The organism is Citrobacter sp. RHB20-C16 (assembly GCF_013890155.1).
Taxonomy (GTDB): Bacteria; Pseudomonadota; Gammaproteobacteria; order Enterobacterales; family Enterobacteriaceae; genus Citrobacter_A; species Citrobacter_A amalonaticus.
Map to the genome: position 1 here is coordinate 2,477,014 of NZ_CP057630.1, position 14,641 is coordinate 2,491,654.

Below are 14,641 nucleotides of genomic sequence, written 5' to 3' on the forward strand. Positions count from 1 at the left end.
AATTGAACGGTTGTCCAGCTTGTTGATACACTGCCTCTCCGCAAAGAATGGAGGGGATATGAGCTATCTGAACAAAGATGAGCGTCGCGAAGTGATATTGCAGGCCGCCATGCGCGTGGCGCTCGAAGACGGTTTTTCGGCCATGACCGTCCGACGGATAGCCACAGAAGCAAAAGTGGCCACCGGGCAAGTCCACCACCATTTCACCTCCGCTGGCGAACTGAAATCACAGGCTTTTGTTCGTCTGATTCGCACCTTGCTGGATGCGGAACTGGTCGCGGAAGATGCCACCTGGCGCACACGTCTGCACGCCGCGCTGGGCAGTGATGATCGCGGATTCGAGCCCTACATTAAGCTCTGGCGCGAAGCGCAGATCCTTGCGGATAAAGACCCGGAAATCAAAAGCGCTTATCTCCTCACCATGCGCATGTGGCACGAGGAAACGGTCGCAATTATCGAAAGCGGACTCGCCGCCGGAGAGTTCACCCTCGCCTCCGACCCTGCCGACATCGCCTGGCGCCTGATTGCACTGGTCTGTGGCCTTGATGGCATGTACGTTCTCGGCATTCAAGAGATGGCCGATCCGGCGTTTGATCGCCATCTTGATCGCATGATTGAGCTGGAGCTTTTTTCCTGAACGAATGAATGTTAATCACTTATACTTTTTATTTACATTTGGTAACACTTAAGCAACCTGTTATTCCCCCTTCGCTCTGCGTGGTTGCGCATTCTTATCTATCCTTTCATCAATATTCCTAAAAGCATTAATAAATTCTAAAAAGGGCGTATAGCGCCCTTTTACGCAGACTATTTCTTATTTTTTTATGAACGATCTGTGCATGTGAGGGGTAATATGGCACGACAAAATGAGAAAAATAATCGTTATCTTTTGAGTGACTGGAAGCCGGAAAATCCTGCATTTTGGGAAAATAAAGGAAAGCACATAGCGCGAAGAAACCTTTGTATCTCAGTCGCTTGCCTTTTACTCGCCTTCTGCGTCTGGATGTTATTTAGTGCCGTTGCCGTCAATCTTAATAAAATTGGTTTTAATTTCACCACCGATCAACTCTTTTTATTAACCGCATTACCTTCTCTTTCTGGTGCAATATTACGTGTTCCCTACTCCTTTATGGTACCTATATTTGGCGGACGCCGTTGGACGGTGTTTAGTACCGCAATCCTGATTATTCCTTGCGTCTGGCTCGGCTTTGCGGTGCAAAATACCACCACCCCTTTCGAGGTATTTATCATTATCGCGCTGCTATGCGGTTTTGCTGGCGCAAATTTTGCTTCCAGCATGGGCAACATCAGCTTCTTTTTCCCAAAATCGAAACAAGGCAGCGCGCTGGGAGTGAACGGTGGACTGGGTAATCTCGGCGTCAGCGTGATGCAACTCGTCGCGCCGCTGGTGATCTTTCTGCCGATCTTCGCCTTCCTCGGCGTTCAGGGCGTACCGCAACCCGATGGGTCACTGCTCTCACTGGCAAACGCCGCCTGGATCTGGGTGCCGCTGCTGGCGATTGCCACGATTGCCGCCTGGGTTGGCACCAATGATATTGCCAGTTCCAAAGCCTCTATTGCGTCTCAGTTACCGGTGCTCAAGCGCTTTCACCTCTGGCTGTTGAGCCTGCTCTATCTGGCCACATTCGGATCGTTCATCGGCTTTTCCGCGGGTTTTGCCATGCTGGCGAAGACGCAGTTCCCTGACGTGAACATCCTCAATCTGGCGTTTTTTGGCCCGTTTATCGGCGCGCTGGCGCGTTCTGCAGGTGGTGTCATCTCTGATAAGTTCGGCGGCGTCCGGGTGACGCTGATTAACTTCATCTTTATGGCGCTGTTCTCGGCCCTGCTCTTCCTGACGCTTCCCGGCTCCGGTTCCGGCAGCTTTATTGCCTTCTATCTGGTCTTTATGGGGCTGTTCCTGACCGCCGGTCTGGGCAGCGGCTCTACCTTCCAGATGATCGCCGTCATCTTCCGCCAGCTCACCATCTACAGGGTGAAACTGCGTGGTGGCAGTGACGAACAGGCACAGCGTGAAGCGGTGACCGACACCGCCGCCGCGCTGGGCTTTATTTCCGCTATTGGCGCCGTCGGCGGCTTCTTCATTCCTAAGGCCTTCGGCAGTTCACTGGCGATGACCGGTTCTCCCGTCGGTGCCATGAAAATCTTTCTGGTGTTTTACATCGTCTGCGTGCTGGTGACCTGGCTGGTCTATGGCCGCCGTAAACCGAAGCAAAAGTAACAACATATTCACCGATGTTTTGTAGGTCGGATAAGGCGCTTGCGCCTATCCGGCAAGAATTTTACGCCTGATAGCGACGCCGCGGCGTCTTATCAGGTCTCCAGGACTTATCCGGCCTACAAGACCCTATGGAGCAGGAGAAATGTCATGAGTAAACTGTTGGATCGCTTCCGTTACTTTAAACAAAAGGGTGACACCTTTGCTGACGGTCACGGCCAGGTGATGCATACCAACCGGGACTGGGAAGACAGCTATCGTCAGCGCTGGCAGTTTGACAAGATTGTCCGTTCCACCCACGGGGTGAACTGTACCGGCTCCTGTAGCTGGAAAATCTACGTCAAAAATGGTCTGGTGACCTGGGAAACCCAGCAGACCGACTATCCCCGGACGCGTCCGGATCTGCCTAACCATGAACCGCGCGGCTGCCCGCGTGGTGCCAGCTACTCCTGGTATCTGTACAGCGCCAACCGCCTGAAATACCCGCTGGTGCGTAAGCGTCTGATCGAACTGTGGCGTGACGCGCTGTCCACCCATGCCGATCCGGTGCTGGCGTGGGAGTCAATCATGAACGACCCGCTAAAGAGCCAGAGCTACAAGCAGGTACGCGGACGCGGTGGATTCATCCGCTCTAGCTGGAAAGAGCTTAACCAGTTGATTGCCGCCGCCAACGTCTGGACGGTGAAAACCTATGGACCGGACCGCGTCGCCGGTTTCTCGCCGATCCCGGCAATGTCGATGGTCTCCTACGCCGCCGGGACCCGTTACCTTTCCCTGCTCGGCGGTACCTGCCTGAGTTTTTACGACTGGTACTGCGACTTACCGCCCGCGTCACCGATGACCTGGGGCGAGCAGACTGACGTGCCGGAATCGGCCGACTGGTACAACTCCAGCTATATCATCGCCTGGGGCTCCAACGTACCGCAAACGCGTACTCCGGATGCACACTTCTTTACCGAAGTCCGTTACAAAGGGACGAAAACGGTCGCCATTACCCCTGACTTCTCCGAAGTCGCCAAACTCAGCGATCAGTGGCTGGCACCAAAACAAGGTACCGACAGCGCGCTGGCGATGGCAATGGGCCACGTGATCTTAAAAGAGTTCCACCTCGACAATCCCAGCGACTACTTCCTTAACTACTGCCGTCGCTATACCGATATGCCGATGCTGGTATTACTGGACGCCCGTGAAGACGGCAGCTATGTGCCAGGACGAATGATGCGCGCCTCGGATCTGGTCGACGGTCTGGGCGAAAGTAATAACCCGGAGTGGAAAACGGTCGCCTGCAACACCACCGGTGAACTGGTGGTGCCTAACGGCTCGATTGGTTTCCGCTGGGGCGAAAAAGGTAAATGGAACCTTGAGTCGCTGGCGGCGGGTACGGAAACCGAGCTGTCGCTGTCATTGCTTGGTCAGCATGATGAGGTATTGGGCGTCGCATTCCCCTATTTTGGCGGCAACGAAAACCCGCATTTTCGCAGCGTGAAGCAGGAACCGGTACTGGTGCGCCAGTTGCCAGTGAAGCAACTGACGCTTGTCGATGGCCGCCGTTGTCCGGTGGTCAGCGTTTACGATCTGGTGCTGGCCAACTACGGCCTCGATCGCGGTCTGGATGACATGTACGGTGCGAAGGATTATGCCGAGGTGAAGGCCTATACCCCGGCGTGGGCGGAGCAGATCACCGGCGTGCCGCGTTTCCAGATTGAAACCATCGCCCGTGAGTTTGCCGATACCGCACATAAAACCCACGGTCGCTCGATGATTATCCTTGGTGCCGGTGTTAACCACTGGTATCACATGGACATGAACTACCGGGGAATGATCAACATCCTCGTGTTCTGCGGCTGTGTCGGACAGAGCGGCGGCGGCTGGGCGCACTATGTCGGCCAGGAAAAACTGCGTCCGCAAACCGGCTGGCTACCGCTGGCTTTTGCGCTCGACTGGAACCGTCCGCCGCGCCAGATGAACAGCACTTCGTTTTTCTATAATCACGCCAGTCAGTGGCGCTATGAAAAACTCACCGCCCAGGAACTGCTCTCACCGCTGGCGGATGCCTCGAAATTCACCGGTCATCTGATTGATTTCAACGTGCGTGCCGAGCGCATGGGCTGGTTGCCTTCTGCGCCGCAGCTCAACCTCAACCCGCTGACGGTGAAGGCCAGCGCCGAAAAAGCCGGCTTGTCTCCCGTGGAATACACCGTTCAGGCGTTGAAATCCGGCGATATTCGTTTTGCCTGCGAACAACCCGACAGCGGCAAGAACCATCCGCGTAACCTGTTTGTCTGGCGCTCTAACCTCCTTGGTTCTTCCGGTAAAGGCCACGAGTACATGCTCAAATATTTACTGGGAACAGAGAGCGGCATTCAGGGGGAAGCGCTGGGTTCCCGCGAAGGCATTAAACCTGAAGAGGTTGAATGGGAATCCTCCGCCATTGAAGGCAAGCTCGATCTGCTGGTGACGCTCGACTTCCGCATGTCCAGCACCTGCCTGTTCTCCGATATTGTTCTGCCCACTGCCACCTGGTATGAAAAAGACGACATGAATACCTCGGACATGCATCCGTTTATTCATCCGCTGTCTGCGGCGGTGGATCCGGCGTGGGAATCAAAAAGCGACTGGGAAATCTACAAAGGCATCGCCAGCGTCTTTTCTGAGGTCTGTGTCGGCCATCTGGGACAAGAAACCGACGTGGTGTTGCAGCCGTTGCAGCACGATTCACCGGCAGAACTTTCGCAGCCGTTCGACATTCAGGACTGGCGTAAAGGGGAATGCGAGTTAATCCCCGGTAAAACCGCGCCGAACATTGTCGTGGTGGAGCGCGATTACCCCGCGACGTACGAGCGTTTCACCTCGCTCGGCCCCTTGATGGACAAGTTGGGTAACGGCGGCAAGGGCATTTCGTGGAACACCCAGACGGAGGTCGATTTCCTCGGCAAGCTCAACTACACCAAGCGTGATGGCCCGGCGAAAGGTCGTCCGCTGATTGAAACCGCGCTGGACGCGTCGGAAGTGATCCTCGCTCTGGCCCCGGAAACCAACGGTCAGGTCGCCGTGAAAGCATGGGAAGCGCTCGGCGCGATGACTGGTCGCGAACATACGCATCTGGCGCTCAACAAAGAAGACGAGAAGATTCGCTTTCGTGATATTCAGGCACAGCCACGCAAAATCATCTCCAGCCCGACCTGGTCCGGACTGGAAAGCGAGCATGTCTCCTATAACGCGGGCTATACCAATGTCCATGAACTGATCCCGTGGCGTACCCTCTCCGGTCGTCAACAGCTGTATCAGGACCATCAATGGATGCGGGCATTCGGCGAAAGCCTCGTGGCTTATCGTCCGCCGATTGACACCCGCAGCGTCAGCGAAATGCGGGAGATCCCACCGAACGGCTTCCCGGAGAAAGCGCTTAACTTCCTGACACCGCATCAGAAATGGGGCATTCACTCCACCTACAGCGAAAACCTGCTAATGCTGACGCTGTCGCGCGGCGGGCCGATTGTCTGGATCAGTGAAACGGATGCGAAAGAGCTCGGCATTGAGGATAACGACTGGATCGAAGCCTTCAACGCCAACGGCGCCCTCACCGCCCGTGCGGTGGTGAGCCAGCGCGTGCCGCCCGGCATGACGATGATGTACCACGCCCAGGAACGCATCCTGAATATCCCCGGTTCGGAAGTCACCGGGATGCGCGGCGGGATCCACAACTCCGTCACCCGCGTGTGCCCGAAACCGACGCACATGATTGGTGGCTATGCGCAGCTTGCTTACGGCTTTAACTATTACGGTACCGTCGGCTCCAACCGCGACGAGTTCATCATGATTAGAAAAATGAAAAACATTGACTGGCTGGATGATGAAGGTCGGGATCAGGTACAGGAGGCGAAAAAATGAAGATACGCTCACAGGTTGGCATGGTACTGAACCTCGATAAATGCATTGGCTGCCACACCTGCTCCGTCACCTGTAAAAACGTCTGGACCGGACGTGAAGGAATGGAGTACGCGTGGTTTAACAACGTTGAGACGAAACCCGGCATCGGCTACCCGAAAAACTGGGAAGACCAGGAAGAGTGGCAAGGCGGCTGGGTTCGCGACGTGAACGGTAAAATCCGACCACGTCTGGGCGGCAAAATGGGCGTCATCACCAAAATCTTCGCTAACCCGGTCATTCCGCAAATCGATGATTACTACGAGCCCTTCACCTACGACTATCAGCATTTGCACAGCGCGCCGGAAGGCAAACATCAACCTACCGCCCGTCCCCGCTCGTTGATTGACGGTAAGCGGATGGACAAAATCATCTGGGGCCCGAACTGGGAAGAGCTGCTCGGCGGCGAATTCGAAAAGCGCGCGCGAGACCGTAACTTCGACAAGATCCAGAAGGAGATGTACGGCCAGTTCGAAAACACCTTCATGATGTATCTGCCGCGTCTGTGTGAACACTGCCTGAACCCAAGCTGTGTCGCCACTTGTCCGAGCGGCGCTATCTACAAGCGTGAAGAAGACGGCATTGTGCTGATCGATCAGGATAAATGCCGCGGCTGGCGTCTGTGTATCAGCGGCTGCCCATACAAAAAAATCTACTTCAACTGGAAAAGCGGCAAATCCGAAAAATGCATTTTCTGTTATCCGCGCATTGAATCGGGCCAGCCGACGGTCTGTTCCGAAACCTGCGTCGGGCGCATCCGTTATCTTGGTGTGCTGCTCTACGATGCGGACCGCATTGAAGAAGCGGCCAGCACCGAGCATGAAACCGATCTCTATGAGCGTCAGTGCGACGTGTTTCTGAATCCGCACGACCCGGCGGTGATAGAAGAAGCGCTTAAACAGGGCATTCCACAGAACGTGATCGACGCGGCGCAGCGTTCGCCAGTTTACAAAATGGCGATGGACTGGAAGCTGGCGCTGCCGCTGCATCCGGAATACCGCACTCTGCCGATGGTCTGGTATGTGCCGCCGCTGTCGCCGATTCAGTCTTACGCCGATGCGGGTGGACTGCCGAAAAGCGACGGCGTACTACCGGCGATCGAAAGCCTGCGTATTCCGGTGCAGTACCTCGCCAATATGCTGAGCGCTGGCGACACCGGCCCGGTGCTGCGGGCGCTGAAGCGCATGATGGCGATGCGTCATTATATGCGCTCGCAGACCGTGGAAGGCGTCACCGACACCCGCGCGATTGACGAAGTCGGGTTGACCGTGGAACAGATTGAAGAGATGTATCGCTACCTGGCGATTGCCAACTACGAAGACCGTTTTGTCATCCCGACCAGCCACCGTGAAATGGCGCGTGATGCCTTCCCTGAGCGCAACGGTTGCGGCTTCTCTTTCGGTGATGGATGCCACGGCTCCGATACCAAATTTAATCTGTTCAACAGTAGCCGTATTGACGCGATCAACATCACCGAAGTACGTGACAAAGCGGAGGGGGAATGATGCAAATCCTCAAGGTGATTGGCCTGCTGATGGAGTATCCGGATGAGCAACTGTGGGAGTGTAAGGACGATGCGCTGGCGCTGGTGCGACACGATGCGCCGATGCTCACCGACTTCACCGAAACCCTGCTCAGCGCGCCGCTGCTCGATAAACAGGCCGAATGGTGCGAAGTGTTTGATCGAGGGCGCGCCACTTCGCTGCTGTTGTTCGAGCATGTGCATGCTGAATCGCGCGATCGCGGTCAGGCGATGGTCGATTTGCTGGCGCAGTACGAGAAAGTCGGGCTACAGCTTGATTGTCGCGAGCTGCCGGACCATCTGCCACTGTATCTGGAATACCTGAGCGTACTGCCGGAAGCGGAAGCGCGCGAAGGTTTGCAGAACGTCGCTCCAATTCTGGCCCTGCTGGGCGGGCGCTTAAAGCAGCGCGACACGCCGTGGTATCAACTGTTTGATGCCCTGCTTTTTCTGGCGGGCAGCCCACTATCAAGTGACAGCGTCACGAAACAGGTGAACGCCGAGGACCGTGATGATACCCGACAGGCGCTGGATGCCGTCTGGGAAGAGGAACAGGTGAAATTTATCGAAGATAACGCCACGGCCTGTGACAGTTCGCCGTTACAGCAATATCAACGACGCTTTAGCCAGGACGTGGCGCCACAGTACGTCGACGTCAGCGCGGGAGGCCCGAAATGATACAGTTCCTGAACGTCTTTTTTTACGACATCTACCCCTATCTCTGCGGGACGGTGTTTATCCTTGGCAGTTGGCTGCGCTATGACTACGGCCAGTACACCTGGCGGGCGTCTTCCAGTCAGATGCTGGACAAGCGCGGGATGGTCCTGTGGTCGAATTTGTTCCACATCGGTATTCTGGGGATCTTCTTTGGTCACCTGTTCGGCATGTTAACCCCACACTGGATGTACGCCTGGTTCCTGCCTGTTGCGGTGAAACAACAGATGGCGATGATTGCCGGCGGGATCTGCGGCGTACTGACGCTGGTAGGCGGCGCGGGCTTGCTGGTGCGTCGTCTGACCAACTCTCGCGTCCGGGCCACCTCGTCCACGGCAGATATCCTGATCCTCTGCATTCTGCTGATTCAGTGCATTCTGGGCTTAAGCACAATACCGTTCTCCGCCCAGCACCCGGACGGCAGTGAAATGCTGAAACTGGTGGAATGGGCGCAGTCGGTTGTCACCTTCCGTGGCGGGGCTTCTGCCCACCTCGACGGCGTGGCGTTTATCTTCCGCGTGCATCTGGTGCTGGGAATGACCATCTTCCTGCTCTTCCCGTTCACCCGTCTGGTTCACGTCTGGAGCGCACCGTTTGAGTACTTTACCCGACGCTACCAGATCGTTCGTTCCCGTCGTTAGGCATTTCGGTGTCGGATGGTAATGCCATCCGACACGCTGCACGTTATGACGCTTCTTCACCTCAGGGAGAATGCTGCTGGTGAAAAGACATCAGGAGCGAGTATTAGTCCGCGAGTGTATTGTCGATATTGAAGTAGTCATTCAGGGTAACCAACTGCTTAAAGTGACTATATTCGTCAATGCGGCGAACTTGTTTCACGCACAGCGGGTAATAGATTTTTAAAAATTCTCGGGTAGGAAATATTCCTACCCGTGCGGTTTATTTGTCTGTCATGATACTGATGAGTTTAAATTACGCCATGAAACATCTTAATAAATCTTAAATCGGATTTAAGACATGTTATCTCTTTAAAAATCATAAAGATGACATCAACCCCTCTCTTTTATTATATGCAATGCCTGTTGCGAAATTAACGTCATTTCATCTGTAATCCATTATTTCACTTCACACTTAACTGATTTCTTTAGTTACGTAAGATCAATTCATTTGTGATCCATTCAGCAACATGAAAAATAAATCACTGTTGCACGAATGAATTACTGGAAGGAATTCGGCAGATATCGTCTGACTCAAATTGCTTTCGCTCTGTCTGGAAACCAAAACGCAGCGTTGAGAAATATAATTTATTCCGTGCTGTATTTGTCTATTAAAAAAAGCGAATAGGGATATGAAAGAATTTAAATTAACCACTATGGCGCTGTTGATCGGCAGCCTGTTAATGACAAATAACGTAAATGCAAAAATTTATGATGAAGATGATGGCATTATCACCGGCAGTGGTGCCCTGGTTGCAGGTGGCAGCTATAAAATTATCAGCGTCGCAGGGGAAGACAACACCCTCTTCGTAGAAAACAATGGCGCGATTACGGTGACGGCTCCGGCTGGAACACCGATTGTTAGCGGCATGGGCGAGTTTGAAGATGGCGATTTTTCACTTGCCTCTGGCGCTGTCTTTGTTGCCAATAGCGGCACAATCAATTTGGGGTCAGGTTCTACCATTAATCAGCTTGTCGGGGATTACATTCCGGGTACGGTTGAAGGACGCCCTGACCTGGCGCTGGACAATGATTATCACACGATGTTCGCGGTTGGCATTCTCAATGTCGGCGGATCAAGCGATGCCTATCTTGCGAAAAAAGGCGCGATTATTGCTGATGATTTAACCATAAACATCAGCCACAAACGTGATAATAAGGACATCATGGGTATTTACGCTGATAAGAATAACGGCGTGATTACCCTGACCGGTGACACCACGGTGAATGCAACCATCACCGGAGCGAAGGGACACATTTTTGGCATTTATGCGAAAGAAGGAACCCTCATCAACGCTGAAAACCTGATTGTTAATAACAAGAGTACGGAATACTCCGTGGGGATCGTTTCAGAATCGACAAATTCCACTCACCGCTCGCTTATTCGTTATCAGAATGCCACCGTGAAATCCGTTGCTGATGAGTTTGCAGACGGCATTAATGCTAACGCGGGTTATATTGAAGCCTTTGGGGATACCGCGGTCGATATCACTGCCAATCACGTTGGGGCGGTTGCTACAGGTATCTGGCTATCTGATGGTATTGATGACATCGATTTGGATTCGTACATCACCACTCATGGAACGACGTCAGTATTGTTAAAATCAGGCGCGGATCAGACGGTTCTTGAAGGCGTCGATTCAATGGGCTCCTCGCAATATACCGGTAGTAACCTGACCATTACCCTGGATACTCAAGGGCATCAACAGACGACCGGTACCGGCATTCGGGCCAGTAAAGAAGATGCGCTCACGGCGGGTAAAATCGACATTAATGGTCGTCTGAACATTGATGTTGTCGATACCACCCGCAGCGGGAGCTGGAACTACGTCCGTGCGGACAAGGGCGGCGAAATCACGCTGAACGGTGGGGTACAGATGGGGGTTAACTACAACGACCCGGATGCCACTGCCATTCTGGCGGAAAACGCCGACTCCCGCGTGACGATTAACCCGCAGAAAATCGACGTTGTCGGGACGATTGAAGCCCTGGATTCCGCCGTGGTTGATGTGAATGCGATTAACCAGTCGCGTTTCGTCGGCGGGATGGTCACCAGCGGCAATGCAGTGAATAACCTGTCGCTGGCCGACGGCTCGGCCTGGAACATGACCAAAAGTTCTCAGCTCACCAACCTGACGCTGAATGACTCCACGCTGACCTTTATGCCAGCCGCCACAAAGCGTCGTATGCTGACGCGTGATACCGCGAGCTTCAAAACCCTGACAGTGGACGGTGATTACACAGGCACTAACGGTAATCTCGTGATGAACACCCAACTGGGCGATGACAGCTCACCGACTGACCGGATGATCGTTGCGGGCAACACCTCCGGCAGCACGAACGTTAAAGTACTGAACGCCGGGGGCGCGGGCGGTCTGACGACGTCGGGCATCGAACTGATTAGCGTTGGCGGCAATTCTGACGGTGTGTTTAAACAAAATGGCCGTATCGTGGCCGGTGCGTATGACTACACCCTGCATCGCGGTGAAGGCGAGAATAATAAAAACTGGTATCTGAGCAGCGCCCTGTCTCCGGTTACTCCGCTGGATCCTCTGAATCCTACCGATCCGCAGCCGCCAGCTCCGACGCCGCGCGAACACGCGGTGCGTCCGGAAGCCGGTCTGTACGGCATGAACCTGCAGGCGGCAAACACGCTGTTCAATACCCGTTTGCAGGATCGTCTGGGCGAAACGCATTACGTGGACGCGCTGACCGGCAAAGAAGCCGTCACCAGTATGTGGCTGCGTAACGTGGGCGGTCATACCCGTCAGAAAGACAGCAGTGGTCAACTGGATATGCAGGCCAACCGTTATGTCATGCAACTGGGCGGCGACATTGCGCAGTGGTCTTCGGACAACACTGACCGCTACCATCTGGGTCTGATGGCCGGTTATGCGAACCAGAAAGCGCGTGCCGAAAACCAGCGTAACGGTAACCGGGCCGACAGCCGCATCAGTGGTTACAGCGTTGGTTTGTACGGCACCTGGCTGCAGGACAACGCGACGCATGAAGGCGCGTATGTCGATACCTGGGCGCAGTACAGCTGGTTTGATAACACCGTTTCTGGTCGTGACGTCGAATCTGAAGAGTATGATTCTAAGGGCTTCACCGCCTCTGTTGAATCCGGCTACACCTGGAAACTGGCCGAACTCAGCGAGCGTAACGCGCTGTATATTCAGCCAAAAGCCCAGATCACCTGGATGGGCGTGAAGGCAGATGAGCACAAAGAAGTTAACGGTACCCGCGTTGAAGGTAACGGCGATGGCAACATCCAGACACGCGTCGGCGTCCGTCTGTTCGGCAAGGGCCACAACACACTGGACGACGGCAAAGACCACACCTTCCAGCCGTTTGTCGAAGCCAACTGGATCCACAACAGCAAAGACTTTGGCGTCTCAATGAACGGTGAAAATGTGAATCTGAAAGGCGCCCGCAATATCGGCGAACTGAAAGCCGGTGTTGAAGGCCAGTTGACGAAGAACGTCGCCCTGTGGGGCAACGTCGCTCAGCAGGTTGGTAACAACGGCTACAGCGATACCTCTGCAATGGTGGGGATTAAAGCCTCCTTCTGATAATAAAACACCCGGCTCATGTAAATGCCTGCCGGGTTTTATTCTTTCACACGCCGGATTGACAGATGCATCGCTATCCGGCCTTTTCCACGTTATGATGCTTCCCTCACTCAGGGAGAACGCTAATGAAACCACAGGTTTACCACGTTGATGCTTTCACCAGAACCCCCTTTCGCGGCAATTCCGCAGGTGTCGTCCTGAATGCCGATGGCCTCAGCGAAACACAGATGCAACTGATTGCCCGCGAACTACGCCACTCCGAAACCGCATTCCTGCTGCGAAGCGATGACAGCGATGTCCGCATTCGCTACTTTACGCCAACCGTAGAAGTGCCGATTTGCGGGCACGCCACCGTTGCGGCGCATTATGTCCGCGCAACGGTGCTGGGACTGGGCAACACCACAGTCTGGCAAACCTCGCTGGCGGGTCGACACCGGGTGGCGATCCGTCATGATGACGGTGATTACCGTATTTCGCTGGAACAAGGCACGCCAACCTTTGAAGCGCCGATTGAAGGTGACATCCGCGCGGCTATTCTTCGTGCGCTGCACCTGAATGAAAGCGATATGCTGCCGGGCTTGCCGATTCAGGTGGCGTCGACAGGCCATTCTAAAGTGATGATTCCGCTTAAGCCTGAAGTCGATATCGATGCCCTCGCGCCCGATCTTTCTGCGCTTTGTACCATCAGTCAGCAAATTGGCTGCAATGGCTTTTTCCCATTCCAGATCCGTCCGGGCAAAAATGAGACTGACGGGCGCATGTTCTCACCGGCAATTGGTATTGTTGAAGATCCGGTGACCGGCAATGCCAATGGCCCGATGGGTGCCTGGCTGGTGCATCACGGTTTACTGGAACACGACGGGAAATCGCTGCAGGTAAAAGGACATCAGGGACGGGCATTGGGTCGCGATGGCACCGTTGAAATTAACGTGACGATTCAGAATAACCAGCCGGAAAAAGTCACCATCACGGGTAACGCGGTGATTCTGTTTCACGCTGAATGGGCGATAGATTTTTAAAATTATGCCCGGTAAGCGCCTGCGCCTACCGGGTTTTCATTATTTTCCCGCTTCGGGATGCGTATCAAACGCCGCCATCACCCTGGCAAGCTCAGTTTCCGTAAAACCATGCTTCGCGTCTGTCACTCCCAGACCAAAACGTTCCTGTAGTAGCGCGTACAATGAGGCGACATCCGGTAAATTGCGCTGTTCTGCCACTCTGTCACCTTCGTAATGCGTGAAATGGAAGTTAGTGAGGGTCAATTTTCCCCCGTCCGGCAAATGACGGCACATCAGCAGATGATGACGAAAATGCGATTGCGGCCAGTGCGCAGACCAAAAGTTGCCCATCACATAATCACTTTGCTGCTGCACCACCCGATCAAAACGGTACATCGATTGCCAGCGATCGTGATGACAAAACTGCAGGATCCAGTCGTCCCCCTCCTGCTGCAAACGGTATTCTCCATGTGGCGTCTTCTGGATAATGTCCGCTTGCAGACGAATGGGGGCAGTAAGCGTCTGACCACCAAATCCCACATCGGCGATCCACGATTCGCCATCCAGTTCAACCAGCAGCAGACGGTGAGTTCGCGGTGGCAGGCTCGGAGGATTAGCCAGTACCACGCGTCCCAACAAACTACGCACGGTAAACCCCAGTTCGCGCAGTACGCGCTCAAATACGCCATTTTGCTCAAAGCAATAGCCGCCGCGACGTGCGGTAATCAGTTTCTCTTCCAGCGACCTGTCATCAAGGTGCATTTCTCGCGGTAACAGCACGTCGAGATTTTCAAACGGGATAGTACAGTTATGCTGCAAATGTAGCGCCCGAAGCGTCTCAATATTGACTTCGGCACGCCCTGACCAGTTCAGACGAGCAAAATAAGCATTCAGGATAGGCATCATCAGATTTCCTGTTGTGGGCCTTAAATCGTTATCCGAGTATAAACGATGTGCCAAAGAGTGAGGCGGGTGTTATTCGGCGCTTGGCG

General features: G+C 54.2%; 9 protein-coding genes. 8 read left to right on the forward strand and 1 reads right to left on the reverse strand.

Annotated elements, in window-relative coordinates:
* Positions 1 to 58: 58 nt before the first annotated feature.
* From HVX64_RS11900 to HVX64_RS11935, 8 genes are all read left to right on the forward strand, one after another.
* Positions 59 to 637, forward strand: a complete 579-nt coding sequence (locus HVX64_RS11900) for a TetR family transcriptional regulator (RefSeq protein WP_044257920.1) — start codon at positions 59 to 61, stop codon at positions 635 to 637.
* A 216-nt stretch (positions 638 to 853) separates the two neighbouring features.
* The gene (locus HVX64_RS11905; protein ID WP_044257919.1) at positions 854 to 2,242 is read left to right on the forward strand and encodes a NarK family nitrate/nitrite MFS transporter; all 1,389 of its coding nucleotides are present in this window, start codon (positions 854 to 856) and stop codon (positions 2,240 to 2,242) included.
* Between the two features lie 147 nt (positions 2,243 to 2,389).
* Positions 2,390 to 6,130, forward strand: coding sequence for a nitrate reductase subunit alpha (locus tag HVX64_RS11910; RefSeq protein ID WP_044257917.1), 3,741 nt, complete (start codon positions 2,390 to 2,392; stop codon positions 6,128 to 6,130).
* Positions 6,127 to 7,671, forward strand: coding sequence for a nitrate reductase subunit beta (gene narH / locus HVX64_RS11915; RefSeq protein WP_043000675.1), 1,545 nt, complete (start codon positions 6,127 to 6,129; stop codon positions 7,669 to 7,671). The genes HVX64_RS11910 and narH overlap by 4 nt, the downstream gene beginning before the upstream one ends.
* Positions 7,671 to 8,366, forward strand: coding sequence for a nitrate reductase molybdenum cofactor assembly chaperone (narW, locus tag HVX64_RS11920; protein WP_044257968.1), 696 nt, complete (start codon positions 7,671 to 7,673; stop codon positions 8,364 to 8,366). Before narH ends, narW begins: the two co-directional genes overlap by 1 nt.
* Positions 8,363 to 9,043, forward strand: a complete 681-nt coding sequence (gene narI, locus HVX64_RS11925; protein WP_043000673.1) for a respiratory nitrate reductase subunit gamma — start codon at positions 8,363 to 8,365, stop codon at positions 9,041 to 9,043. Before narW ends, narI begins: the two co-directional genes overlap by 4 nt.
* Before the next feature lie 668 nt (positions 9,044 to 9,711).
* Entirely contained in the window at positions 9,712 to 12,651 is a 2,940-nt protein-coding gene (locus tag HVX64_RS11930; RefSeq protein ID WP_181825011.1) for an autotransporter outer membrane beta-barrel domain-containing protein, read from the forward strand.
* 125 nt (positions 12,652 to 12,776) lie between these two features.
* Complete coding sequence (locus HVX64_RS11935; RefSeq protein ID WP_061070107.1) at positions 12,777 to 13,670, forward strand: PhzF family isomerase; 894 nt, start codon at positions 12,777 to 12,779, stop codon at positions 13,668 to 13,670.
* Between the two features lie 39 nt (positions 13,671 to 13,709).
* Here the strand turns inward: HVX64_RS11935 and nhoA are convergent, their stop codons facing one another.
* Positions 13,710 to 14,555, reverse strand: a complete 846-nt coding sequence (gene nhoA, locus HVX64_RS11940) for an N-hydroxyarylamine O-acetyltransferase (protein ID WP_044257914.1) — start codon at positions 14,553 to 14,555, stop codon at positions 13,710 to 13,712.
* Between the last annotated feature and the right edge of the window lie 86 nt (positions 14,556 to 14,641).